This is a genomic window from Streptomyces sp. WMMB 322 (assembly GCF_900090145.1).
Lineage (GTDB): Bacteria > Actinomycetota > Actinomycetes > Streptomycetales > Streptomycetaceae > Streptomyces.
In genome coordinates, this window is sequence record NZ_FMHI01000016.1 from 1 (window position 1) to 25746 (window position 25746).

General features: G+C 70.5%; 14 protein-coding genes, 1 tRNA gene and 1 rRNA gene. 13 read left to right on the top strand and 3 right to left on the bottom strand.

The genetic code is table 11. The features are described 5' to 3' along the window. The first annotated feature begins 20 nt into the window (after positions 1–20). The 3 genes from rrf to H180DRAFT_RS22010 all read left to right on the top strand — a co-directional run bounded on the left by rrf (position 21) and on the right by H180DRAFT_RS22010 (position 1114). Positions 21–137: ribosomal RNA gene (rrf, locus tag H180DRAFT_RS22000) — 5S ribosomal RNA — on the top strand. A gap of 102 nt (positions 138–239) precedes the next feature. After that, entirely contained in the window at positions 240–926 is a 687-nt protein-coding gene (locus tag H180DRAFT_RS22005) for a DegT/DnrJ/EryC1/StrS family aminotransferase (RefSeq protein ID WP_079100311.1), read from the top strand. A gap of 115 nt (positions 927–1041) precedes the next feature. Next, a tRNA-Thr gene (locus H180DRAFT_RS22010) sits at positions 1042–1114 on the top strand. A 92-nt stretch (positions 1115–1206) separates the two neighbouring features. Here H180DRAFT_RS22010 and H180DRAFT_RS22015 read toward each other — a convergent pair. Continuing rightward, positions 1207–3822, bottom strand: coding sequence for a SpoIIE family protein phosphatase (locus tag H180DRAFT_RS22015; protein WP_254666139.1), 2616 nt, complete (start codon positions 3820–3822; stop codon positions 1207–1209). A gap of 500 nt (positions 3823–4322) precedes the next feature. Between H180DRAFT_RS22015 and H180DRAFT_RS22020 the strand changes: the two genes are divergently transcribed. The 9 genes from H180DRAFT_RS22020 (at position 4323) to H180DRAFT_RS29575 (ending at position 19003) form a co-directional block, all read left to right on the top strand. Then, positions 4323–10043: a HAMP domain-containing protein gene (locus H180DRAFT_RS22020; protein WP_055487856.1), complete on the top strand. Its 5721-nt coding sequence runs from the start codon at positions 4323–4325 to the stop codon at positions 10041–10043. A 246-nt stretch (positions 10044–10289) separates the two neighbouring features. Further along, complete coding sequence (locus tag H180DRAFT_RS22025; protein ID WP_055487857.1) at positions 10290–11000, top strand: response regulator; 711 nt, start codon at positions 10290–10292, stop codon at positions 10998–11000. Positions 11001–11209: 209 nt separating this feature from the next. Further along, positions 11210–13942, top strand: coding sequence for a DNA translocase FtsK (locus H180DRAFT_RS22030; protein ID WP_055487858.1), 2733 nt, complete (start codon positions 11210–11212; stop codon positions 13940–13942). A 190-nt stretch (positions 13943–14132) separates the two neighbouring features. Next, positions 14133–14954, top strand: coding sequence for a helix-turn-helix domain-containing protein (locus H180DRAFT_RS22035; RefSeq protein ID WP_055487859.1), 822 nt, complete (start codon positions 14133–14135; stop codon positions 14952–14954). Between the two features lie 147 nt (positions 14955–15101). Further along, positions 15102–16691, top strand: a complete 1590-nt coding sequence (gene rimO, locus H180DRAFT_RS22040; RefSeq protein ID WP_055487860.1) for a 30S ribosomal protein S12 methylthiotransferase RimO — start codon at positions 15102–15104, stop codon at positions 16689–16691. After that, entirely contained in the window at positions 16688–17395 is a 708-nt protein-coding gene (gene pgsA / locus H180DRAFT_RS22045) for a CDP-diacylglycerol--glycerol-3-phosphate 3-phosphatidyltransferase (protein ID WP_055487861.1), read from the top strand. The genes rimO and pgsA overlap by 4 nt, the downstream gene beginning before the upstream one ends. Then, entirely contained in the window at positions 17392–17958 is a 567-nt protein-coding gene (locus tag H180DRAFT_RS22050; RefSeq protein ID WP_055487862.1) for a CinA family protein, read from the top strand. Before pgsA ends, H180DRAFT_RS22050 begins: the two co-directional genes overlap by 4 nt. 130 nt (positions 17959–18088) lie before the next feature. Further along, the gene (locus tag H180DRAFT_RS22055) at positions 18089–18472 is read left to right on the top strand and encodes a helix-turn-helix domain-containing protein (RefSeq protein WP_028437492.1); all 384 of its coding nucleotides are present in this window, start codon (positions 18089–18091) and stop codon (positions 18470–18472) included. Between the two features lie 225 nt (positions 18473–18697). Continuing rightward, positions 18698–19003 carry a hypothetical protein gene (locus H180DRAFT_RS29575; RefSeq protein ID WP_139151426.1) on the top strand — a complete coding sequence of 102 codons (306 nt, stop codon included), beginning with the start codon at positions 18698–18700 and terminating at the stop codon, positions 19001–19003. 25 nt (positions 19004–19028) lie between these two features. Here the strand turns inward: H180DRAFT_RS29575 and H180DRAFT_RS22060 are convergent, their stop codons facing one another. Both H180DRAFT_RS22060 and H180DRAFT_RS22065 read right to left on the bottom strand, forming a co-directional pair. Continuing rightward, complete coding sequence (locus H180DRAFT_RS22060; RefSeq protein WP_055487863.1) at positions 19029–19883, bottom strand: Fpg/Nei family DNA glycosylase; 855 nt, start codon at positions 19881–19883, stop codon at positions 19029–19031. 102 nt (positions 19884–19985) lie between these two features. Continuing rightward, positions 19986–24734: an Lhr family ATP-dependent helicase gene (locus H180DRAFT_RS22065; RefSeq protein ID WP_055487949.1), complete on the bottom strand. Its 4749-nt coding sequence runs from the start codon at positions 24732–24734 to the stop codon at positions 19986–19988. Positions 24735–24791: 57 nt separating this feature from the next. On the opposite strand from H180DRAFT_RS22065, the gene H180DRAFT_RS22070 reads away from it, so the two are divergent. Further along, entirely contained in the window at positions 24792–25619 is an 828-nt protein-coding gene (locus H180DRAFT_RS22070) for an AraC family transcriptional regulator (RefSeq protein WP_055487864.1), read from the top strand. Positions 25620–25746 lie beyond the last annotated feature (127 nt).

Consider the following 25746-nt stretch of genomic DNA (forward strand, 5'->3'; position numbering starts at 1 on the left):
GCCATGTGTGGGGGGTGTGTTTCGGTGGTCATAGCGTGAGGGAAACGCCCGGTTACTTTCCGAACCCGGAAGCTAAGCCTTACTGCGCCGATGGTACTGCATGCGGGAGCGTGTGGGAGAGTAGGACACCGCCGAACTACTATTGAAGGGCTGTGGTTCTCGAACTGTTGGGTTCGGGAACCACAGCCCTTATTCGTGTGGTTACCGGGAGTTCATTTTCCGCGCTCACCATCGGCGGCATGAGCGCGACAGAGATGAAGGCCGCCGGCATACGAAGCGGAGACGAGGTTGTGGTGCCGGCCTTCGGTGGTGCCGAAGTGGCGGGCGCGGTGCGTGCGGTGGGGGCCAGGCCGGTGTTCGCGGACATCGATCCCCTGAGTTTCTGCCTGTCCCCCTCGGCGGCGGAGGCCGCCGTGACGGACCGGACGGTTGCCATAGCGCCCGTCCATCTCTTCGGTCACCCCGCGGACATGGTTTGCCTGCGTGAGCTGGCGCAGAGGCACGGTCTGCACGTCGTGGATCCCGGCCCCGGTTCTACTGTGGCCTCGATCGACGGCGCGCGCCGTCGGCAGTCGGCGGGTTACCTGGAGCGCCGCCTGCGAGGCGTGGTGACGCCGGCCGTCGCTCTCGGGGTTCAGCACGAGTTCACGGAGTACGTGGTGCGTGTGCCCGGCAACGGGCGGCCCGACCGCGATGCTTTCAAGCACGCGCTCAGGGCACGCGGTGTGGGCTGCTACGTACCGGTGAAGAATCCGGCGCACCGTACCGCGGAGTTCCGCACCGATGTGTGGCTTCCCGAGTCGGAGCGGGCGGCGGACGAGACACTGGCTCTTCCCGTTGAGGCGTCGATGACGAAGCGCGAACTCCACCGGATGGTCTCCGCCTGCAACGGCCTCGGCGGGCTGCTGATGGATGCGGCCTGCTGAAGATCGCACGCTGCGAACCAGGAGACGAACCGGCAGACGGTGCACGGTGGTTGTCGCCGCGGGACGGGGATTCGTGGCGGGCTGCCGCATCAGGTAAGATCGACTCCGCTGCCGCGCCCCAATAGCTCAGTCGGCAGAGCGTCTCCATGGTAAGGAGAAGGTCAACGGTTCGATTCCGTTTTGGGGCTCTGAACAAGCAGTTCGAAGGGGGGCTTCCGTCCGAGGACGGAAGCCCCCCTTTTCGTTGTCGTGCCCCGCTGCCGGTGGCTGCGGCCCGGGACTACTCGGGCACGCGCATGGCGAGGATGGCCATGTCGTCCGAGGGAGCCGCGCTCGCGAAGCGTTCGACGGCGCGCATGATCCTTGCGGCCACGGCCCCGGCCGTCAGTCCGGTGCAGCTGGTCAGCACGTCGGCGAGACCGTCGTCCCCGAGCATCCGCGTGCCCTCGCGGCGTTCGGTCACGCCGTCCGTGACACACAGCAGTACATCGCCCGGGTCCAGGAAGACGGTCTGCTCGTACAGTTCGAGGTCCTCCATGACGCCCAGGAGGGGCTGCGGGTCCGCGGCCGGTTCCACGCTGCCGTCCTGGCGAAGCCGCAGCGGCAGCGGATGCCCGGCGCAGACGACCTTGAGCTCGGCGCTCCCGTCGCGCTGCGGCCGCAACTCCCCGTACAGCAGCGTCAGGAAGCGGCTGCGCGCTCCCTCGTCGAGGATCGCCGTGTTGAGCCTGTCCAGGACCGCAGGCCCACCCAGACCCTCGCGCGCGAGCAGGCGCAGCGCGTGTCTCGCCAGGCCGGTGACGGCTGCCGCCTCCGGCCCCGTGCCGCAGACGTCGCCGATGGCGAAGCCGTAGGTGTCCTCGGAGATGTCGAAGAGGTCGTAGAAGTCGCCGCCCACCTCGTTGCCTTCGCCGGCCGCACGGTAGATCACCTCGACCTCGACTCCGCCGCTGACTTCGGGGAGTTCGGGGGGCAGCAGGCTGCGCTGCAGCGACTGGCTGATGGCCGTCCGCTCCGAGTAGAGCCTCGCGTTGTCGAGGGCCAGTGCGGCACGGCGGGAGAGGTCCTCGGCGAGTTCCAGGATCTCCTGCCTGAACCGTTCGTCCGCCGGCTTGCCGAGCGTCAGCATCCCGATGACGCGGTTGCGCGCGACCAGGGGCAGGACCACCGTTTCGCCGCCCACCGCCGACGCCGTGGCCCGCGTCGAGCCGGGCGAGAGCTGGTGTTCCTCCTCGCCGAGCACCACGGTGCGCAGCGAACTGCGCAGGGCCGCCGAGTGCGCCTCGTCGGACGGCGCACTCCACACGCGGGCGCCGGGAGCGGGCACCGGTTCCGGCGGATCGACCTTGCTGAGCAGCGACTTGAGGTGGTCGATGCGGTCCTCGTCCTCGTGCAGCACATACGACAGCTGCGGGTCCGAGCCGGGGTCGGTCACGGTGTAGACGGCGCACCATGCCGCCAGGGTGGGCACCGTCATCTGTGCCATGAGGGCCAGAGTCTGGTCCCTGTCCAGCGTGCCTGCCAGCAGGTCGGACGCTTCGACGAGGAAGGAGAGCGAGCCGCGCCGAAGCCTCTCCAGCTCGGTGAGACGGGCCCGTTCGACGGCGAGCGCGATGCGGTCGGCGGCGAACTGGAGGCGCAGCGCCTCCTCGTTGGTGTACCGGCCGGGCGCTTCCGTGGCCACGCCCAGCGAACCCGTCAGCCGGCCCTCGACCTTCAGCGGGACCGTGACGACGGAACGCATGCCGGTACCGGCCAGCAGCGGGACGGCACCCGGCACGACGGTGAGGTCTTCGTGCACTGAAGGCATGCGCGCCGACCCGTACCGGCCGGTGCCCGCCTCGACCGGTACGCGGGCGAAGCGCTGGCGCGCGGAGGGCAGCCCGGTGGAGGCGCGCACTTCGAGTTCCGTCTCGTCGTCCGTGGCGAGGAGGAGGTAGGCCGAGTCACCGTCCAGCATGTCGCGTGCGCGTTCCACGGTGCGCTGGAGCAGCCCGTCAAGATCGTCGGGGGCCGGGGAACCGATGAAGATTTCGAAGGGGTCGGCCGGGCCGTCTCCGGTGTCCTGGCGGGCGGCCGAGTCCGGTGCCGGGGAGCGCAGCGGGGACTGAAGAACGGCACGTTCGTGGTCCCGTACGAGCAGGCACACGGTGGACGGTTCTCCGTCGCTGTCGCGCACGCGCAGGTGGGAGGCGTAGACGGGGATCGTACGGCCGTCTGCGTCCCGCAGCCCGTACGAGCCCTCCCACCGGGAGAGGTGCAGCGCTTCGGCGATGCCTGTGCTGGTGCCGGGGGTGTGGGGCCATGCGGCGAAGTCGGTGAGCGGCTTGCCGACGACCTGATCGGCCGGGTAGCCGAAGAGCTGCTGGGCGTCCTCGTTCCAGGCGGCGATCGCGCCGCCGCGGTCGACCTGCACGACTGCGACCCGTACGCGCCTGTCGGCGACGGGAAGCGCGTCGTCGGGCAGTGCGGGGCCTGCCGCGCGAGTGCCGACGGGGCGTTCGGGCAGGTCGAGGCTGAACCAGACGCGCTTGTCGGCGGCCGTGTAGTCCACGCCCCAGTGCGAGGCCAGAGCCGCGCACAGCAGGAGCCCACGGCCGCCCTCCCGGTCCGGGCTGCCGAGGACGTGTGCGGGGTCCTGGAGCGGCAACTCTCGCTCCGGGTAGCGGTCGACGACTTCGATGCGCACGCCCTCGCCGTTGCGCAGGCACACCACTTCGGCGGCCGTGCCGGCGTGCACGACGGCGTTGGTGACGAGTTCGCTGGTCAGGACGACGGCGTCGTCGACGATGTCGCCGAGCCCCCACCCTTGGAGGGTGTCCCGCACGAATGCGCGGGCGGTCGCGACGGAACGTCCGACAGGCTCGAACGTGGCCGCTGCCCTCGCGGTGATCACTCGTCTCCCCTTGTATCGCTGATCGCTTCCCGCCGGTGCGCCGTCCGCGCCTGGCGGGGTGTGCTGCGCCGCGATGGCGGGTGCACTCACGCTGTCGTCTGCCGGGCTGTTCCCATTACCGCCGGCCGGGAGACCCACGTCGCCGTCCGCGGGCATTTCCCCGCGATCGGCGCTCTGCTCTTGCGTCACCCGCAGCGCCCCTCCGTTGCCTTTCATGTTGCCGCAGCCGCCCCGCCTTCTTCGTGTGCTTCCACACGATCCGCACTTTTCGCGCTCTGCCCACAACGCGGGCCGGATGGACAGCCGGAAGCCAGGTTACTTACGTTCGCAGTGTGCGCGGGTGCCGGATCCAGTGTGTTTTCCGTCCGGGGTCTGTGGAGAGCCGTGTGCCATGCTGCCGAACTGTTATCGCCTGGTTCGGGCAGGGTGAAACACTGGGAAGGCTCGAAGCAGAAGCCCGGGTATGACGGCAGGACGGTCGACCCTTCGGGAGGGACACGGTGGAGTCTGGCGCAGCGGTGCGTAACAAGAGTGCGCGCGCGAAGAGCAGCCGCTCCCGGAAGAGCGGGACGATCGAGGTCGACGCGGCATCCGTGAACCGGTTGCTGCAGGCGCTGACGGCAATGCGGGACGGCAACTTCCGCAAGCGCCTCACCGTCACGGGCGACGGGCCCATGGCCGAGATCGCTGCGGTCTTCAACGAGGTCGCCGATCAGAACCTTCATCTGACGGGTGAACTGGCCCGCGTACGGCGGGTGGTGGGCCGCGAGGGCAAGCTGACGGAGCGGCTCGAGACGGGGACGTGCGAAGGCTCGTGGGCTGCGGCGATCGACGCGTCCAACGCCTTGGTGGAGGACCTGGTCAGGCCCGTCTCCGAAGTCGGCAGGGTGCTGACCGCGGTGGCCGAGGGCGACCTGGAGCAGCGGATGGATCTGCGCTCCCGCGGGGCCGACGGCAGCGGGCGGCCGCTGCGCGGCGAGTTCCTGAAGGTCGGGCGCACCGTCAACGGGCTCGTGGATCAGCTTTCGGTGTTCACGGACGAGGTGACGCGCGTTGCGAGCGAGGTCGGCACCGAGGGGAAGCTGGGCGGGCAGGCGCGCGTGCGCGGTATGTCCGGTTCGTGGAAGGATCTGACGGATTCTGTCAACACGATGGCGTCCCGGCTGACCGCTCAGGTGCGTGACATTGCTCTCGTCACGACCGCCGTCGCGAAGGGTGATCTGTCACGCAAGGTCACCGTCCATGTGGCCGGTGAGATGCTGGAGTTGAAGAACACCGTCAACACGATGGTGGACCAGCTCTCCTCCTTCCAGTCCGAGGTGACCAGGGTCGCCCGCGAGGTCGGCACCGAGGGCGAGCTCGGCGGCCAGGCCCGTGTGCAGGGAGTGGCGGGCGTCTGGAAGGACCTCACCGACTCCGTCAACCTCATGGCCGGCAATCTCACCTCACAGGTGCGTGAGATCGCCCAGGTCACCACGGCTGTCGCCAACGGCGACCTTTCGCAGAAGATCACGGTCAACGCGAGGGGCGAGGTCGCCCAGCTCGCCGAGACCATCAACACGATGACCGAGACGCTTCGTACGTTCGCGGACGAGGTGACCCGTGCGGCGAACGAGGTCGGCACGGAGGGTGTCCTCGGCGGTCAGGCGCAGGTGCCCGGCGCCGCCGGGATCTGGAAGGACCTCACCGACTCGGTGAACACCGCTTTCCGCAACCTCACCGCGCAGGTCCGCGACATCGCGCAGGTGACGACGGCGGTCGCGAACGGCGACCTGTCGCAGAAGGTGACCGTGGACGTCTCCGGCGAGATGCTGGAGCTGAAGACCACGGTGAACACGATGGTGGACCAGCTCTCCTCGTTCGGCGCGGAAGTGACCCGCGTCGCACGGGAGATCGGCGTCGAGGGCGAACTCGGCGGTCAGGCGCAGGTACCCGGCGCCGGCGGCACCTGGAAGGACCTCACCGACTCGGTGAACACGGCCTTCCGCAACCTCACCGGGCAGGTCCGCAACATCGCGCAGGTGACGACGGCGGTGGCGAACGGCGACCTGTCGCAGAAGGTGGCGGTGGACGTCTCCGGCGAGATGCTGGAGTTGAAGAACACCGTCAACACGATGGTGGACCAGCTCTCCTCGTTCGCGGAGCAGGTCACGAGGATGGCCAGGGACGTCGGTACGGAGGGCCGCCTGGGCGGTCAGGCCCGCGTCGACGGCGTCTCGGGCACCTGGAAGGACCTCACCGACTCCGTCAACTTCATGGCGGGCAACCTGACTTCGCAGGTGCGCAACATCGCCCAGGTCACCACGGCCGTCGCCCGGGGTGACCTCTCCCAGAAGATCGAGGTCGACGCCCGCGGGGAGATCCTGGAGCTGAAGAACACCATCAATACGATGGTCGATCAGCTCTCCTCGTTCGCGGAGCAGGTCACGCGGGTTGCCCGCGAGGTGGGCACCGAGGGGCGGCTCGGCGGTCAGGCGCAGGTGCCGGGCGTCGCGGGCGTCTGGCGGGATCTGACCGACTCGGTGAACGGCATGGCCGGCAACCTCACCGACCAGGTGCGCAACATCGCTCAGGTGGCCACTGCCGTCGCCCGCGGTGATCTCTCCCAGAAGATCACCGTGGACGCCCGCGGGGAGATCCTGGAGCTGAAGAACACCCTCAACACGATGGTCGACCAGCTCTCTTCGTTCGCCGAGCAGGTCACGCGGGTGGCCCGTGAGGTGGGCACCGAGGGCATCCTGGGCGGCCAGGCCGAGGTCAAGGGCGTCTCCGGGACGTGGAAGGACCTCACCCAGTCCGTCAACTTCATGGCGAACAACCTCACTTCGCAGGTCCGGAACATCGCCGAGGTGACCACCGCGGTCGCGCAGGGCGACCTGTCCAAGAAGATCACCGTCGATGCCAAGGGCGAGATCCTCGCACTGGTGACGACCGTGAACACGATGGTCGACCAGCTGTCCTCGTTCGCGGAGCAGGTCACGCGGGTGGCCCGTGAGGTGGGCACCGAAGGCATGCTGGGCGGCCAGGCGCGGGTGCCGGGCGTCACCGGCATCTGGAAGGACCTGAGCGAGAACGTCAACCTGATGGCGAACAACCTGACGAGCCAGGTGCGCAACATCTCGCAGGTCGCCACCGCGGTCGCCAACGGTGACCTGACGAAGAAGGTCACCGTCGAGGCGAGCGGTGAGGTCGAGCAGCTGGCCGACACCCTCAACACGATGGTCACGGCCCTCTCCACGTTTGCCGAGGAGGTCACCAGGGTCGCCCGCGAGGTCGGCACGGACGGCGTCCTGGGCGGCCAGGCCCGGGTGGCCGGAGTCGCCGGCACGTGGAAGGACCTGACCGAGTCGGTAAACTCGATGGCCTCCAACCTCACCGGCCAGGTCCGCAACATCGCGATGGTCACCACCGCCATTGCACGCGGTGACCTGACGAAGAAGATCGACATCGAGGCCAACGGCGAGATCCTGGAACTGAAGACGACCATCAACACGATGGTCGACCAGCTCTCCTCGTTCGCGGAGCAGGTCACGAGGGTCGCCCGCGAGGTCGGCACCGAGGGGCAGTTGGGCGGTCAGGCACGCGTGCGCGGCGTCGCGGGCACGTGGAAGGACCTGACCGACTCGGTGAACGAGATGGCCTCCAACCTGACCCGCCAGATGCGTGCGATCGCCGACGTCGCCACCGCCGTGACGCGCGGTGACCACAACGTGCGCATCGACGTGGAGGCCGCGGGAGAGATCCTGCAGCTCCAGGGCTACATCAACACGATGATCGCCAACCTCCGCGAGACCACGCTCGCCAACCAGGAGCAGGACTGGCTCAAGGGCAACCTCGCCCGCATCTCCGGCCTGATGCAGGGCCGCCGCGACCTCAAGGACGTCGCCGGTCTGATCATGAGCGAACTGACGCCGGTCGTCTCCGCGCAGCACGGCGCGTTCTTCCTCGCCTTCTCCACCGGCGAGGACAGGGAGGACGTCGGCATCGGCGCGGACCACGGCGCGGAATGCAACTACGAGCTCCGTCTGGTCGGCAGCTACGGCTACTCGACGGAGGCCATGCCGACGACCTTCACGCCTGGCGAGTCCCTGGTCGGGACAGCCGCGCAGGAGGCGCGCACGATCCTCGTCGAGAACGCTCCGCCCGGCTACCTGAAGATCTCCTCCGGGCTCGGAGAGGCACCGCCCGCGCACGTCATCGTGCTGCCCGTGGTCTTCGAGGGGACGATCCTCGGCGTGATCGAGCTGGCGGCGTTCCAGCCGTTCGCGCAGATCCAGAAGGACTTCCTCAACCAGATCGCCGAAATGATCGCCACGAGCGTCAACACGATCAGCGTCAACACGAAGACCGAGGTCCTGCTGCAGCAGTCGCAGGAACTGACGGAGCAGTTGCGGGAGCGCTCGGAGGAGCTGGAGAACCGGCAGCGTGCGCTGCAGGAGTCGAACGCGCAGCTCGAGGAGAAGGCCGAGCAGCTCGCCCAGACCAACAGCGACATCGAGATCAAGAACCGGGAGATCGAAGAAGCGCGGCAGGTTCTGGAGGAGCGTGCCGAACAGCTTTCGGTCTCGATGCGCTACAAGTCGGAATTCCTGGCGAACATGAGCCACGAGCTGCGCACCCCGCTCAACTCGCTGCTCATCCTCGCGAAACTGCTCGCCGACAACGCGGAGAGCAATCTCTCGCCGAAGCAGGTCGAGTTCGCGGAGACGATCCACGGCGCCGGTTCGGACCTGCTGCAGCTGATCAACGACATCCTCGACCTGTCGAAGGTCGAGGCGGGCAAGATGGACGTCAGCCCGACGCGCATCGCGCTGGTCCAGCTCGTCGACTACGTGGAGGCCACGTTCAGGCCGCTGACGGCGGAGAAGGGGCTCGACTTCTCCGTACGCGTCTCACCGGAGCTGCCCGCCACGCTGCACACCGACGAGCAGCGGCTGCTGCAGGTGCTGCGCAATCTGCTGTCCAACGCGGTGAAGTTCACCGACACCGGCGCCGTCGAGCTGGTGATCCGCTCGGCGCACGCGGACGTTCCCGACGTCATCAGGGAGCAGATGCTGGAGCACGGATCGCTGCTGGACGCCGATGCGGAGATGATCGCCTTCTCGGTGACCGACACCGGCATCGGGATCGCCGCCAGCAAGATGCGTGTGATCTTCGAGGCGTTCAAGCAGGCGGACGGCACGACGAGCCGCAAGTACGGCGGTACGGGCCTGGGCCTGTCCATCAGCCGTGAGATCGCCCGGCTGCTCGGCGGTGAGATCTACGCGGCCAGCGAGCCCGGCCGGGGCTCCACCTTCACGCTGTACCTTCCGCTGCATCCGACGGAGCTGCCGCCGCAGGGGTATGCCCAGCTCGGCTCGGGCACGCTGGCGGTCGCCGCCGCCGCGGAGACCGGAGCGGCCGCGGCGGAACGCATCGCTCCGCTGGAGCGGGTCGAGGACGCGGAGGCTCCCCGGACGGACGGGGAGGAGGCAGAGGGACAGCAGGCCGAGGCCGGCCCGGAGCGCGGGGCCGCGGAGGCCCAGGAGCATGCCGCGAACGACATCGCCGCGTCCGAGGCGGAACGGGCCGCGGCCTCCCTCATGCGGCGCCGCAGGCAGCGCAACGCCGCCGAACCCGAGCAGCAGCCGGAGCTGCCCCCGGAGGCACAGCCCGGGCCGCGTGCGCTGAACAACGGCCGCGGTGGAGGGCAGGCCCGTTTCGACCGAACGAGCTCCGGTGCGGGTGCCGGTGCCGGCCGGGGGAGCGGGGCTGACGCCGCCTCCACGGCGTCCCGGGCCGCTGAGGACGAGGCCTGGCTGCACAGCGGGCAGGACCTCGTCGAGCCGGGCCCCGGCGGCGACTTCGGCGGTGAGAAGGTGCTCATCGTCGACGACGACATCCGTAACGTCTTCGCGCTCACGAGCGTGCTCGAACAGCACGGCCTGCAGGTGCTCTACGCGGAGAACGGCCGCGAGGGGATCGAGGTCCTGGAGCAGCACGACGATGTGACGGTGGTGCTGATGGACATCATGATGCCCGAGATGGACGGCTACGCGACCACTGCCGCGATCCGCAAGATGCCGCAGTTCGCCGGGCTGCCGATCATCGCGCTGACGGCCAAGGCGATGAAGGGTGACAGGGAGAAGAGCATCGAGGCGGGAGCGTCCGACTACGTCACGAAACCTGTGGACACCGATCACCTGTTGTCTGTCATGCGGGAGTGGATGAGTGCGCGCTGATGTGGCACGGTGCTCGTAGCAGTCGGCTGCTGACAGAGTGTGCCGAGAATATGTGGAAGTGCGGTCAACCGGGAACCTTGCGGTCTCCTGAGACGTTTTTGCTGCGTACACAGTGACATCACGGTGACAGGGTGTGGTGAACACCGGCGTGCGGCTACGATGGCCCGCACAAGGACGGGCGGCGCTGTCGATGGGCGGCCCTCAGGGGCGGTGTCCGACGGACTGCCGGGGCGAGGAGGACGGGCCATGGTGCAGAAGGCCAAGATCCTCTTGGTCGATGACCGGCCGGAGAATCTGCTGGCGCTGGAGGCCATTCTCTCCGCGCTCGATCAGACACTGGTGCGGGCATCGTCAGGGGAGGAAGCGCTCAAGGCGCTGCTGACGGACGACTTCGCGGTCATCCTGCTCGATGTGCAGATGCCCGGCATGGACGGCTTCGAGACGGCGGCCCACATCAAGCGCCGGGAACGCACGCGTGACATCCCGATCATCTTCCTGACGGCCATCAACCACGGTCCGCACCACACCTTCCGGGGCTACGCGGCAGGAGCGGTGGACTACATCTCCAAGCCGTTCGACCCTTGGGTTCTGCGGGCCAAGGTCTCCGTATTCGTCGAGCTGTACATGAAGAACGTCCAGCTGCGCGAACAGGCGTCGTTGCTGCGGCGCCAGTTGGAGAACGGCAGCACTTCCTCCGGTCAGGCGGGGAGCGAGAGCGCGGACAGCGACGAGGGCGCCGAGCCCCACGCACTGCTGACCGAGCTGTCCACCCGTCTGGCCGCCGTGGAGGAGCAGGCCGAAGCGCTGTCCAAACAGCTCGGCGACAGCGCCGAGTCGGCCACTGTCGCCACGGCCGCGCATCTCGAACGCAAAATCACCGGGCTGCGCCGGGCACTTGACGCCCTCGAACCCGGCACGGGCGGCAGCGCCACGGCCCAGGTGCCCTCCCAGAACTGACCGGGCAGGGCCCGGGAAGCAGTACGGCCCGTACCGGCATGCCGTGCGGCCGGGATCCGCCGGGCCGCCTCCTGATGCGCCGTCACCGGTCTGCCGGCCACATGCTGCCCCGACGGTGCGAGACCTGCCCCTGGCACCCGCGGCGCCACCACGCAGGCCCTGCACAGCCGTTCGTGCTCCGGGGGCCCGACGACGGTAACCTCACCGTCATGGCCTCTCGTACGTCAGGCTCCGGAAAGGCAGCCAAGAAAGCACCCGCGAAGAAGGCTGCCGCGAAGAAGGCGCCGGCGAAGAAGGCCACCGCCAAGAAGGCAGCACCGCGCAGGCCTCCCGCCAAGGCGAAGGCCAAGCCGGCACCCAAACCCGCGCCGTCGCCCACCGGTGGCATCTACCGCCTGGTGCGGGCCGTCTGGCTCGGTCTCGCCCACACGCTCGGCGCGCTGCTGCGCGGCATAGGGCGAAGCACCAAGGGCCTCGACCCGGCCCACCGCAAGGACGGCATGGCCCTGCTGCTGTTCGGCCTCGCGCTGGTCGTCGCCGCGGGCACCTGGTCCAACCTCGACGGCACCGTCGGCGAGCTCATCAAGATGCTCATCACGGGAGCCTTCGGGCGGCTCGATCTGCTTGTGCCGGTGCTCCTCGGTGTCGTCGCCGTGCGCCTGATCCGCCATCCCGAGAAGCCGGAGGCCAACGGCCGTATCGTCGTGGGACTTTCGGCGCTCGTCGTGGGCGGGCTCGGGCTCGTGCACATCGCCTGCGGTGCGCCCGGCCGCGGCGCGGGTGAGAGCGCCATCCAGGACTCGGGGGGCCTCATCGGCTGGGCCTCGTCGCGGCCGCTGATCGAGACGGTCGGCGGGGCGCTGGCTGTGCCGCTGCTCGTACTCGTCGCCGTCTTCGGTCTGCTGGTCGTCACCGCCACGCCCGTCAATGCGATTCCGCGGCGGCTGCGTGCCCTCGCCGTGCGGCTGGGCCTCGCGGATGCCCCTGCCGCAGCGGGTGAGTTCGAGGGCGACGAGACGGACGAGGAGCGCCCGGCTCGGGGGCGTGCCCACAACATGCGCAAGGAGTACCTCGACCCCGCGCACGCGGAGAAGGAGGCGCTCGACGCGCGCCGCTCCTCACGCAAGGGCCGTGGCCGCCGGGGCGGCGTGGCGGCGGATGCGGAGCGGTCCGACGAGTCGTTCGACGTCTCCGCCGGTGCTGCGGCCTCGCTCGACGGGGCGCTGCTGCACGGCGTGCAGCCCTCACCGCTCGTCGCCGACCTGAGCAACGGCGTCTCCTCCGGTGAGCGTCGCGGGGCCACCGGAGAGAAGGCCCCGCCCGGGGACGCGGCCGCGCGGGGCGAGCGCGGTGAGACGGGTACCGGCCGGCGCGAGGACACCCCCGTGCCCGACCTGACGAAGCCGCCCGTCCGGAAGGACCCGGAGTCGCTGCCGCCGCGCGCGGAGCAGCTCCAGCTCTCCGGGGACATCACTTACTCGCTGCCCTCCCTCGACCTCCTGGAGCGGGGCGGGCCCGGCCGTACGCGCAGTGCCGCCAACGACCGTGTGGTCGAGTCGCTGACGAACGTCTTCAGCGAGTTCAAGGTCGACGCCGCCGTCACCGGATTCACACGTGGTCCAACCGTGACCAGGTACGTGATCGAACTCGGTCCGGCAGTGAAGGTCGAGAAGATCACGGCCCTGACGAAGAACATCGCCTACGCCGTGGCGAGTCCGGACGTGCGCATCATCAGCCCCATCCCGGGCAAGTCCGCGGTCGGTATCGAAATCCCCAACAGCGACCGGGAGATGGTCAACCTCGGTGACGTGCTGCGCTCCGCCGAGGCGTCGGGCGAGGAGCACCCCCTGCTCGTGGGCCTCGGCAAGGACGTCGAAGGGGGGTATGTCTCGGCCAATCTCGCCCGCATGCCCCACATACTGATCGCGGGCGCGACCGGTTCCGGCAAGTCCTCCTGCATCAACTGCCTGATCACCTCCGTGCTGGCCCGTGCCACTCCGGAGGACGTGCGGATGGTCCTGGTCGACCCCAAGCGGGTCGAACTGACCGTCTACGAAGGCATTCCGCACCTCATCACGCCCATCATCACCAACCCCAAGAAGGCCGCCGAGGCGCTGCAGTGGGTCGTGCGTGAGATGGATCTGCGCTACGACGACCTGGCGGCGTACGGGTACCGGCACATCGACGACTTCAACGCGGCCGTGCGCAGCGGCAAGGCGACGGCGCCGGAGGGCAGCGAGCGGGAGCTGGCGCCCTACCCGTATCTCCTGGTCATCGTCGACGAGTTGGCCGACCTGATGATGGTGGCCCCGCGGGACGTCGAGGACGCGATCGTGCGCATCACGCAGCTTGCGCGTGCGGCGGGCATCCACCTGGTTCTGGCGACGCAGCGTCCGTCCGTGGACGTCGTGACCGGTCTGATCAAGGCCAACGTGCCCTCACGGCTGGGCTTTTCCACTTCCTCCCTCGCCGACAGCCGCGTCATCCTCGACCAGGCCGGTGCGGAGAAGCTGATCGGCAAGGGCGACGGCCTGTTCCTGCCCATGGGTGCGAACAAGCCGGTGCGGATGCAGGGGGCCTTCGTCGGCGAGGAGGAGGTCCAGGCGGTCGTCGCGCACTGCAAGGATCAGATGTCCCCGGTCTTCCGGGACGACGTCGTCGTCGGGCAGAGCAAGAAGAAGGAGATCGACGAGGAGATCGGCGACGACCTGGACCTGCTCTGCCAGGCGGCGGAGCTGGTCGTCTCCACCCAGTTCGGCTCGACGTCGATGCTGCAGCGGAAGCTGCGCGTCGGCTTCGCCAAGGCCGGGCGGCTGATGGACCTGATGGAGTCCCGTGGCGTGGTCGGGCCCAGCGAGGGCTCCAAGGCGCGTGATGTGCTGATCAAGCCCGACGAACTCGATGGTGTGCTCGCCGTGATCCGCGGGGAACCTCACCCGTAAGGACGAGTGAGGCAACCGTTTCCCTGGCGTATACGTCAAGTTGGAGATGGGAGTGTGCGGAAGTGTCCGAAGTCAGGCGGTACGACAATCCTGATGGCGTACAAAGTTCGTCCGCCCGCTTGCCCCGCTCTTTTGCCCCGCCCCTAGACTGAACCCCCAGCAGGTGGCTACACGCTCGAAAGGCGCCCCCGTGTCCATCGGCAATGAAGCGGAAGAGGACCGTCCATCGGTCGGTCAAGCCCTCAAGCAAGCACGTAACGAAGCACGGCTGACAGTGGACGAAGTCAGTACGTCTACGAGAGTGCGCGTCCCCATCGTGCAGGCGATCGAGGAGGATGACTTCTCCCGCTGCGGCGGCGACGTCTACGCCCGCGGTCACATCCGGACCCTGGCGCGCGAAGTCGGACTGGACCCCGAAGAGCTCGTCTCGCAGTACGACGAGGACCACGGCGGACGTCCTCAGCCGACGCCGCCGGCCGCGCTCTTCGAGGCCGAACGCATCAGGCCGGAGCGGCGCAGGCCGAACTGGACCGCCGCCATGGTCGCCGCGATCGTCGCGGTCGTCGGTTTCGTCGGCTTCACCCTCGTCGGAGGCGGCGGGGAGCAGGAGCCGTCGAAAGCGAAGGAGTCACGCTCCGCGGAGCCGACGGAGACTTACACCCCGTCAAAGCCGCCGCAGAGCTCGGACCCCGAGGACCAGAAGCCCTCCGAAGGCCCCGAGGCTTCCGACAGCGCGATCGCCGCCGCCCCCGCCGACAAGGTCACGGTGCAGATGACGGCCGAGCAGGACGTGTGGATCTCCGCGCGGGACCACAACGGACGGCTGATGCACGAGGGCGTGCTGAAGAAGAGCAAGAGCAAGGTCTTCACCGACGACGAGCGCCTCAGCCTCGTACTCGGCAACGCCGGAGGCGTGAAGCTCTACGTCAACGGCAAGGAGGTCAAGGACGTCGGCGAGGACGGCCAGGTGCAGCGAGTGAGCTACACCAGGGGCGACCCCGAGGCGGGCTGACCCCGGCAACGCCGACCCGATGCGCAGCCCTGACCAGGGCACCGCAGTGCGACGACCGCGCAAGGACCCGGCCGGAGCGCGTCCCGCCCACCAGCCGCAGCATCACCTGCGGCCGGTGGACGGAACGCGACGAAGTACGCTGAGTCCATGCCCGAACGCCGCACCGTCGCCCTTGTCACGCTTGGATGCGCACGCAACGAAGTCGACTCCGAAGAGCTCGCAGGCCGCTTGGCGGCGGACGGCTGGGACCTCGTCGAAGAGGCCGCCGACGCCGATGTCGCCGTGGTCAACACCTGCGGTTTCGTCGAGGCCGCCAAGAAGGACTCCGTCGACGCGCTGCTCGAGGCCAACGACCTGAAATCCGCAGCGGGTTCGGACGGCGGCGGCCGCACCAAGGCCGTCGTGGCCGTGGGCTGCATGGCGGAACGGTACGGCAAGGATCTCGCGGAAGCACTGCCCGAGGCCGACGGTGTGCTCGGATTCGACGACTACGCCGACATCTCCGACCGGTTGCAGACCATCCTCGGCGGAGGCGTGCACGCCCCGCACACCCCGCGGGACCGCCGCAAACTGCTGCCCATCAGCCCCGCCGAGCGGCAGGGTGCCGATGGCGTCGCGCTGCCCGGTCACGGCCCCCAGGCGCCCGAAGGGCCCGAGGACCTCCCGGCGGGGGTCGCTCCGGCTTCCGGGCCCCGTGCGCCCCTGCGACGGCGGCTGGACGGCAGTCCCGTCGCGTCCGTGAAGCTGGCGTCGGGCTGCGACCGGCGGTGCTCGTTCTGTGCGATCCCCTCCTTCCGCGGTTCCTTCATCTCCCGGCGGCCGTCGGACGTACTGGACGAGACGCGCTGGCTGGCCGGACAGGGCGTGCGCGAGGTCATGCTCGTCTCCGAGAACAACACCTCCTACGGCAAGGACCTGGGCGACATCCGTCTCCTCGAGACGCTGCTGCCCGAGCTGGCCGCCGTCGAGGGCATCGAACGCGTCAGGGTCAGCTACCTCCAGCCGGCCGAGATGCGCCCCGACCTGATCGACGTACTGACGCAGACGGACAAGGTCGCCCCGTACTTCGACCTGTCCTTCCAGCACTCCGCCCCGGGGGTGCTGCGGGCGATGAGGCGCTTCGGCGACACCGACCGCTTCCTCGGGCTGCTGGAGACGATCAGATCCAAGTCGCCGCAGGCGGGCGTCCGTTCGAACTTCATCGTGGGATTCCCGGGCGAGAGCGAGGCCGACGTCGCCGAGCTGGAGCGTTTCCTCACCGAGGCCCGCCTGGATGCCGTCGGCGTCTTCGGGTACTCCGACGAGGACGGGACGGAGGCCGCGGGCTACGGGGACAAGAACGACCCCGAGGTCGTCGCGGAACGCCTCGAGCGCCTCTCCCGGCTGGCAGAGGAGCTGACGGCGCAGCGAGCCGAGGAGCGTCTCGGGGAGACGGTGCGCGTGCTCGTCGAGGCGGTCGAGACCGACGGCGAAGGCTCGGGCGGCTCCGGCGGCGGCGAGGCCCACGAGACCGACGGGCCCGTGCTGGTCGGCCGCGCCGCGCACCAGGCGCCGGAGACGGACGGACAGGTGCTGCTGAGCGGAGGTCCCGCGCCGCTACGAGGCTCCGCGATCGGACGTATGGTCGAGGCGAAAGTGGTCGCCACAGAAGGCGTGGACCTCGTCGCGGAGCCTCTGCACGGCAGTGCCGAGGGGCGCGACGAGGGCGGCGGAGGCAGCAAGGAGGCCGGCGGATGACAGGAGTCCCGGCCTCCGCGGCGAGCGGTGGTGCCATGGCGAAACCCCAGCACAAGCCCCAGCGCGAGCCCCTGCCACCTGCCACCGCGGACGCGGCGCGCAAAGTGAGCCTGTGGAACATCGCCAACATCCTCACGATGGTGCGGCTGCTGCTCGTCCCCGCGTTCGTGACGCTGATGCTGTGGCAGGGCGGGCACGATCCCGCCTGGCGCTCGTTCGCCTGGGCCGCCTTCACGGTCGCCATGATCACGGACCTCTTCGACGGGGAACTGGCCCGCCGCTACGACCTCGTCACCGACTTCGGCAAGATCGCGGATCCCATCGCGGACAAGGCGATCATGGGGGCCGCTCTGGCCTGCCTCTCGGTCCTGGGCGACCTTCCCTGGTGGGTGACCGCCGTGATCCTCTTCCGGGAGCTGGGCATCACGGCGCTGCGCTTCTGGGTCATCCGGCACGGCGTGATCCCCGCCAGCAGGGGCGGCAAGCTCAAGACACTGGCACAGGGCGTCGCCGTGGGCATGTACGTGCTGGCGCTGACGGGGCCGCTCGCCACCCTGCGCTGGTGGGTCATGGCGGTCGCCGTCCTGCTGACGGTCGTGACCGGGCTGGACTACGTCCGGCAGGCGATTGTGCTACGCAGGGCAGGGCGTGCCCGGGAGCGGGAGGCACGAGGGGCGGGCCGGGCCGGGCAGGAGCGCTCGTGACCGACGTCCCTGCGCCGGAGGAACGTGACGAGGATTTTCTCGACCGGGCCGCGCATGTGCTGGAGCTTCTGGTGGAACGCGGGGAGTCCGTGGCCGTCGCCGAGTCGCTGACGGGAGGGATGGTGGCCGCCGAGTTCACTGCGGCACCGGGTTCCTCGCGGGCGTTCCGCGGCTCGGTGACGGCGTACGCGACCGACCTGAAGAAGGACCTGCTGGGCGTCGACGGAAAGCTGCTCGCCGAGCGGGGCGCCGTCGACGAGGACGTGGCACGGGCGATGGCCGAGGGCGTGAGAGCGGCGCTGGGCGCTTCCTGGGGGCTGTCGACGACGGGCGTGGCCGGCCCGGATCCGCAGGACGGCAAGTCCGTCGGCACGGTCTTCACGGCCGTGGCCGGCCCGGACGGGGCGACGGTGTGCCGGGAACTGGATCTCGACGGGGACCGCGCGGAGATCCGCAGGGGGAGCGTGAGGGGCGCCGTGGCGCTGCTGCACGACGAACTGGCCGGGAATGCGCGGAGGAAGGATAAGGAACATGACGGGGGGAATGGTTGTTTGCAGCCCTGAGTGAACACGACATCGCTCCCCGCACGGGCGCAGCCCGAGGCGGTACGGTGGAGCCTGAAGGATTCACGCCCGATGGGGTGGTGGGTATCAAGCTGTGGAAGACGCCGCGCGTTGAGAGGGAGGAGCACCGATGATTCTGCTCCGTCGCCTGCTGGGTGACGTGCTGCGTCGGCAGCGCCAGCGCCAGGGCCGTACCCTGCGCGAAGTCTCTTCATCTGCCCGGGTTTCGCTCGGGTATCTCTCCGAGGTCGAGCGTGGTCAGAAGGAAGCTTCCTCCGAGCTGCTGTCCTCCATCTGCGACGCGCTGGACGTACGGATGTCCGAGCTGATGCGTGAGGTCAGCGACGAGCTGGCACTTGCGGAGCTCGCCGAGTCCGCTGCGAGCGAGACGGTGCCCGCGCCGATGCGGCGTACCGTGCTCAACCCGATCTCCGTGACGTCCGTCACAGGAGTGCCGGAGGAGCGCGTGACGATCAAGGCGCCCGCCGAGGCCGTCGACGTCGTCGCGGCCTGACGCGCGTCCCGCAGGGACAGCCACGGGAGTTCGCCGAGAGGCCCCGCCGGTTCGCCGGCGGGGCCTCTCGGCGTCGTGAGGCGGTCGGAGCCCGTGCGGCCGGCCCGCGGGACCGCTGATGTGCGGCAGAACGCACTGATGCCGCTCTGCTGTCGCGCGGTCGCACGGAGTGCGCGACGATGGGCCGAGCGTGACCAGCGACCGGCGTGCCCGGGAGGTGCGGAGATGACGGGATGCATACGGCGGCTGCCCGTGCGCCGGGCCCTGACGGCCGTGGCCGTCGCGGCAGGTGCGTGGCTGGTGTGGCGGCTCATAGCCCCGGGCGGCGGCGCTCCGGCAGCCGCGACGGCAGCGGTACTCGGCTGGGGGCTGGGCCTGATACCCGTCCATGTGACGTTCTCAACTCCCCGTCAGCAGGCCCCGAGCAGGACGGTACGGCGGCCCGCACAGACCTACCGGCACGAAGTGATGCGGCGAACTGCGGGGCGAGACACGAAAGTTCGCTGGTCGCGCGAAGCGGACAACGACTGACCGCGGGGAACATGCGGGCGAAGGGTCAGCGGGAGACCGGTCCGGAAGGCGGGGTCCCGGGCTCATCGGGGTGCGGACCCGGCTGGCAGCGGGGGCAGTAGAAGGCGGTGCGGGGGCGGTCCGCCGGTCCGTGCGAGCCCGTGCGCACGGTGGTGCCGCACCGGTGGCAGGGGCGGCCGACGCGGCCGTACACCCACAGCGCGCGGTCGCGGTCGGAACGGGCGGGGGCGTGCGTCGTACGGCGGTCGAAACGCTCCTTGTTGGCGTCGAGGAGATTGTGCGCCGCGGCGAGAAGTGTCTCCAGGCGCGACGGCGGAAGTTCCCCGAGGGCAGCCCAGGGCGAACTGCCCGCGAGGAAGCACAGTTCGGCCGCGTAGACGTTGCCGATCCCGGCGAGGTTGCGCTGGTCCAGCAGCGCTTCGACGAGGGGGCGGCCAGGCTCGGTCAGAAGGCGGCGCAGGGCCTCCTGCGCGTCCCAGTCCGGGCCGAGGAGATCCGGCCCCAGATGTCCCAGGGCCCCGGACTCCTCGTCGGTGCGCAGCAGTTCGAGAACGGGGAGACGGTAGCCCGTCGCCGTGGCTGTCGCCGTCGTCAGGACAGCACGGATCTGATGAGCGGGCCCGCTGCCACCCCGCGCAGGACGCTGCGGGGTGCTGACGCGCCATGAGCCCTCCATCCCGAGATGCGAGTGGACGGTGACGCCGCCCTCGACGCGGATGAGGATGTGCTTGCCGCGTGACGCCGCTTCGAGGACCCGTCGTCCGCCGAGATCCGACGTCGCGAACCGGGGGACGCGGAAATCGGTCCTCGTGAGTGCCTGCCCGGCCAGTGCCTCGTGCAGCCGGCGCGCGGTGTACCAGACGGTGTCTCCTTCGGGCATGGGCTCATCCTTGCAAGGAGCGGAAGCGGTCGGAGAGGGACGCGGTCGGTGGAACGCCGACTCCCCGTGCCGCGCGGCCGGTTGAATCCGGCCGTTCTTCCGTCATCGGGCCCGCAGGCGGAGCCCGCGCGGAGTGGCGTGGAAGCCCGCGCTCTCCAAGAGGCCGCCGAAGGGCGAGGAGAGGGCGGGAACTCCGTTCACGCGCTCCACGGTGACCGTGCCGAGAGCACCGTCCAGCGCCGCACGCGCCAGGGCCTCGGCCGCGGTGCCGGGCGCGGGCACCTCGCCGGGGGCCGTGAGGCCGTCGCCAGGGGTGGTGCCCGGATCTGACGTGCCCGGCCACACGAGCAGCGTCTTACCGCCCCGCTCCATGTAGATGGTCAGCTCGCCGTCGACGAGGACAACCACCGCGCCCGCCTTGCGGCCGGGCTTGTGCGTGGCGCCCTCCGGAGGGTCGGGCCAGGGGAGGGCCGCTCCGTAGGCGTTCGCCGGGTCGGCGGCGGCCAGGACGACGGCGCGGAAATGCTGGTCGCGCTCACGGGCCGTGTGCACGGCGCGCAGTCTGTCGATTGCACCGTCCATCGCGAACTGGGCCGCGCCGAGGCCTTCCACGACATAGCCGCGCCGCGCCTGCCCGCTCTCCTCGAACGCGGCCAGCACCCGGTAGGCGGCGGAGAAGCCGCCCTCCACGCCTTCCGCCGACACCGCACCCCGGGTGACGATGCCGTGCCGGTCCAGAAGCGTGCGGGCCAGGGCATGAGCCCGGTGCGTCGCGTCCGTCCCGGCGGGCGGCAGGAGAGACCAGCGGCCCGCGACCGTCGGCGGCCCGTTGCGGGAAGCCGTGGGCCGGTTCGTGCCGCTGCGGGTGGCGGCGGCGGTGAGGGAGCCGTAACGCCCGCGCGGGACCGCACGCTTGGCGCGGTGAGCCGTCGACCCCGCCGTACGGCCCGAGCCCAGGAGCGCGCGCAGCGGGGCCAGCGTGTCGTTGGACACCCGGCCGGACCACGCCAGATCCCACAGGGCGTCCGCGAGTTGGGGGTCCGTCGCCTCCGGACCGGACGTGGCGCGCACCTGGTCGGCGATCTGACGGAAGAACAGGCCGTACCCGGGAGCGAGGGCGTCCAGTACGGCCTGGTGAAGCGGCGTCAGCTCCAGCGGCAGCGGCGGTGGAAGGAGCAGTTCCGCCGTGTCGGCCGGATACAGCGAGAGCCAGCCGTCCTTGCCGGGCAGCGAACCCGCACCGGCCCAGAGGACCTCGCCGGACGTGGTGAGTTCGTCGAGCATGCCGGGGCCGTAGTCGCGCACGCGGCCCGGCAGCACCAGCCTCTCCAGTGCCGAGGCGGGCACCGGTGCGCCCTGCAACTGCTCGACGGTGCGCATCAGACCGTCGATGCCGCGTACGCTGCCGCCGCCCGGAGCGGACACGTGCTGCCACTGCGGAAGGAACGCCGCGAGCGCGGAGGCCGGCACCGGCTCCAGCTCCTCGCGCAGTGCGGCCAGCGACCGGCGGCGCAGCCGGCGCAGCACGCCCGCGTCGCACCACTCCTGGCCGACCCCGGCGGGATGGAACTCGCCCTGCACCAGACGCCCGCCCGCCGCCAGCCTCTGGAGCGCGCCCTCCGCGACGGCGGTGCCCAGCCCGAAGTGCGCCGCCGCGTCCGCGGAGACGAAAGGGCCGTGCGTACGGGCGTAGCGCGCGAGCAGGTCGCCGAGGGGATCCGGAACCGGCTCGGTGAACGCCTCCGGGACGCCCACCGGGAGCGCCGCTCCCAGCGCGTCGCGCAGCCGGCCCGCGTCCTCCACGGCGGCGAAGCGCTCCTCACCGGCGACACGGACGCGGATCGCCCGGCGGGCGGCTTCCAGCTCCTCCGCCCACCTCCGGTCCGCTCCGCGCTCCCGCAGTGCCTCGGGCGTCAGCGGGCCCAGCAGCCGCAGGATGTCGGCCACACCCTCGGCATCCTTGACGCGCCGGTCCTCGCTGAGCCACTGCAGTTCGCGCTCCAGCTCCGCCAGCACCTCCGCGTCGAGCAGTTCACGCAGCTCCGCCTGGCCGAGCAGCTCCGCCAGCAGCCGCGAGTCCAGCGACAGGGCCGCCGCGCGGCGCTCCGCCAAGGGGGAGTCGCCCTCGTAGAGGTACTGCGCGACGTAGCCGAACAGCAGGGACCGGGCGAAGGGCGACGGGTCGGTGGTGGTCACCTCGACCACGCGGACCCGGCGTGCCTCGATGTCGCCCATCAGCTCCGACAGGCCCGGCACGTCGAAGACGTCCTGGAGGCATTCCCGCACCGCTTCCAGCACGATCGGGAACGAACCGAACTCCGAGGCGACCTGGAGGAGTTGGGCGGCCCGCTGCCGCTGCTGCCACAGCGGGGTGCGCTTGCCGGGGTTGCGGCGCGGCAGCAGGAGCGCACGGGCGGCGCACTCGCGGAAACGGGCGGCAAAGAGAGCGGAGCCGCCGACCTGGTCCGTGACGATCTGCTCCACGTCGCCCGCGTCGAAGAGGACGTCGGACACGCCGACCGGGGCCTGCCCGTCGTCGAAGGCCGCCCCGCCCCCGGACGGCTGCCCGGCCGCGGCCTCCTCCAGCAGATCCAGACCCATCAGATCGGCGTCGGGAAGGCGCAGGACGAGGCCGTCGTCGGCGTGCATGACCTGGGCGTCCATGCCGTACCGCTCGGTGAGACGGGCACCGAGGGCCAGCGCCCACGGCGCGTGCACCTGCGCGCCGAAGGGTGAGTGCACGACGATCCGCCAGTCGCCCAGCTCGTCGCGGAAGCGCTCGACCACGATCGTCCGGTCGTCGGGGACGTGGCCGCACGCGCTGCGCTGCTCCTCCAGGTAGGTGAGCAGATTGCCGACGGCCAGTTCGTCGAGCCCGGCCGCGGACAGCCGCTCACTCGCCGCCTCTGCGCCGAGCGAGCCGACCTCGCGCAGGAACGCCCCCAGCGCGCGCCCCAACTCCAGCGGACGGCCCAGCTGATCGCCCTTCCAGAACGGCAGCCGCCCCGGCACACCCGGAGCCGGTGTGACCAGGACGCGGTCGCGGGTGATGTCCTCGATCCGCCAGGAGGTCGTTCCCAGCGTGAAGACGTCGCCCACGCGCGACTCGTAGACCATCTCCTCGTCCAGCTCGCCGACCCGGCCGCCGCCCTTCTTCGGGTCGGCCCCCGCGAGGAAGACGCCGAAAAGACCCCGGTCGGGGATGGTGCCTCCGGAGGTGACGGCCAGGCGCTGGGCGCCGGGCCTGCCGCTGACGGTCCGCGCCACCCGGTCCCACACCAGCCGCGGCCGCAGCTCGGCGAAGGCGTCGGAGGGATAGCGCCCCGCGAGCATGTCCAGCACCGCGTGGTACGCCGACTCGGGAAGCGAGGCGAACGGTGCCGCGCGGCGCACGAGCAGCAGCAGCTCCTCCACGTCCCAGGTGTCGACGGAGACCATCGCGACCACCTGCTGCGCCAGTACGTCCAGCGGGTTGGCCGGGATGCGCAACGACTCGATGGCGCCCTCGCGCATCCGCTCCGTGACGACGGCCGACTGCACCAGATCTCCCCGGTACTTGGGGAAGACCACACCGGCCGAGACTGCACCGACCTGGTGGCCCGCGCGGCCCACGCGCTGCAGCCCCGACGCGACCGACGGCGGCGACTCGACCTGGACGACCAGGTCGACGGCGCCCATGTCGATGCCCAGCTCCAGGCTGGAGGTGGCGACCACGGCGGGCAGCCGGCCCGATTTCAGCTCCTCCTCGACCTGGGCACGCTGGTCCTTGGAGACGGAGCCGTGGTGCGCACGGGCCAGCAGGGGAGGGGCGCCCTTCGCCGATCCCGCCTCGGCCATCAGCTCCGCGGGCGAATGGTGCTCGGGCATGGGCTCGCCGGTGGCGCGCTCGTACGCGATCTCGTTGAGACGGTTGCACAGCCGCTCCGCGAGACGGCGGGAGTTGGCGAAGACGATCGTCGAGCGGTGCGCCTGCACGAGATCGGCGATGCGCTCCTCCACCGATGGCCAGATCGAGGGCTTGCCGCCACCCCCGGGGCCGCTGCCGCCCGCGGCACCGGCGCTGTCCTGCGCGGGGGAGCCGCCCAGTTCGCCCATGTCCTCGACGGGCACTACCACCGAGAGGTCGAACTCCTTGCCGGACGGCGGCTGCACGACGGTCGCCTTGCGCTGCGGCGAGAGGAAACGCGCCACCTCGTCCACGGGCCGGACCGTCGCGGACAGCCCGATGCGCCGTGCGGGGCGCTCCAGCAGCTCGTCCAGCCGCTCCAGGGACAGGGCGAGATGAGCACCGCGCTTGGTGCCGGCCACCGCGTGCACCTCGTCCAGGATCACCGTCTCGACGCCGGAGAGGGCGTCGCGGGCGGCGGAGGTGAGCATCAGGAAGAGCGACTCGGGCGTCGTGATCATGATGTCGGGCGGTCGGCGGGCCAGCGAGCGCCGCTCGGCGGCGGGGGTGTCGCCGGAGCGGATGCCGACTCTGATGTCCGGCTCGGGCTGACCGAGACGCAGCGACTCCTGGCGGATGCCCGTCAGCGGACTGCGCAGATTGCGCTCCACGTCGACCGCGAGTGCCTTCAGGGGCGAGACGTACAGCACGCGGCAGCGCTTGAGCGGGTCCGCGGGCGGCGGAGTGGAGGCCAGCCTGTCGAGCGAGGCGAGGAACGCGGCGAGGGTCTTCCCGGAGCCGGTCGGAGCCACCACCAGCGCGTCCGACTCCTCGGCCAGCGCGCGCCAGGCCCCCGCCTGGGCGGAGGTGGGCGCGCTGAAGGCCCCCGTGAACCAGGCCCTGGTCGCGGGGGAGAAGACATCGAGTGCCGAGGCCGGTGAGGGGCCCGGCGACGTCCGACCCATGGTCCCCATCGTGCACCTCACCACTGACAACGCCGCACAGCGGCGCAGAATGGGCCCATGGGGACGGGTGAGAGCGCGCGGCACTGGCGGCATCCACAGCTGCCGGAGGTCGATCTTCTGCGGGCCAGCTACCTGCGCAAGACCTTCGCCCGGCACACCCACGACGCCTATGTGATCGGGGCCGTCGCCCAGGGCGTGGAGGCGTTCGTGCTGGGCGGTGCCGAGCACCGCGCCGTGCCGGGCCGGCTGGCGCTGATCAATCCCGGCGTTCCGCACTCGGCGCACGCGGGCAGCCCGGAGGGGTGGAGCTACGACGTGCTCTACCCCGCGCCCGCGCTGGTCACCCGCACGGTCGCCGAGACGACGTCGCTCCGCGGGACTCCCGGCTTCGCCGCCACGGTCGCCGACGATCCCGAGGGCGCGGCTCTCGTCGCCCGTGTGCACCGTGCCGCCGAGGCCGGGCAGGCACTCGCCGCGGACAGCCTGATGCGGATCGTCATCGTCCGGCTGCTGCGGCTGTACGGAGGCACGCTCCCGTCCCGGCCGGTCGCCACGGCGGGATCCCGCACGGCCGAGCGGGCCCGCGCCGTCCTGGAGGAGCGGATGGCGGACCCTCCCACCCTGGAGGCTCTCGCGGGCGAGCTGGGCACCGGCACCTTCTCGCTGCTGCGCGCGTACCGCGAGCGGTACGGGATGCCGCCGCACGCCTGGCTGACCGACGCCCGCGTGCACCGGGCACGCCGGCTGCTCGACGCGGGTGTGCCGCCGGCGCAGGCCGCTGCCGCGGTGGGGTTCACGGACCAGTCGCATCTCAGCCGGCACTTCGGGCGCATCGTGGGTGTGCCGCCGGGCGCGTACCAGCGTGAGCGTCTGCGGCCGGGCTGAAGCCCGGCCGGACCGCCCGCGAAGCAGGGCCGGTGCCCCGCGGCCGGTGACGGCCGTGATGACGGGTGCGCGAGCACGGTCACGTTCGCGTGCAAGAACGTACAAGACCGCTGTCGGCCGTCGTGGT

What these genes read in the sequence shown, in the direction of transcription:
- H180DRAFT_RS22030 (WP_055487858.1), top strand. Translation starts at nt 11,210, where the DNA reads ATGGCCTCTCGTACGTCAGGCTCCGGAAAGGCAGCCAAGAAAGCACCC.
- H180DRAFT_RS22025 (WP_055487857.1), top strand. Translation starts at nt 10,290, where the DNA reads ATGGTGCAGAAGGCCAAGATCCTCTTGGTCGATGACCGGCCGGAGAAT.
- H180DRAFT_RS22060 (WP_055487863.1), bottom strand. Translation starts at nt 19,883, where the DNA reads ATGCCCGAAGGAGACACCGTCTGGTACACCGCGCGCCGGCTGCACGAG.
- H180DRAFT_RS29575 (WP_139151426.1), top strand. Translation starts at nt 18,698, where the DNA reads ATGACGGGATGCATACGGCGGCTGCCCGTGCGCCGGGCCCTGACGGCC.
- pgsA (WP_055487861.1), top strand. Translation starts at nt 16,688, where the DNA reads ATGACAGGAGTCCCGGCCTCCGCGGCGAGCGGTGGTGCCATGGCGAAA.
- H180DRAFT_RS22070 (WP_055487864.1), top strand. Translation starts at nt 24,792, where the DNA reads ATGGGGACGGGTGAGAGCGCGCGGCACTGGCGGCATCCACAGCTGCCG.
- H180DRAFT_RS22005 (WP_079100311.1), top strand. Translation starts at nt 240, where the DNA reads ATGAGCGCGACAGAGATGAAGGCCGCCGGCATACGAAGCGGAGACGAG.
- H180DRAFT_RS22055 (WP_028437492.1), top strand. Translation starts at nt 18,089, where the DNA reads ATGATTCTGCTCCGTCGCCTGCTGGGTGACGTGCTGCGTCGGCAGCGC.
- rimO (WP_055487860.1), top strand. Translation starts at nt 15,102, where the DNA reads ATGCCCGAACGCCGCACCGTCGCCCTTGTCACGCTTGGATGCGCACGC.
- H180DRAFT_RS22065 (WP_055487949.1), bottom strand. Translation starts at nt 24,734, where the DNA reads ATGGGTCGGACGTCGCCGGGCCCCTCACCGGCCTCGGCACTCGATGTC.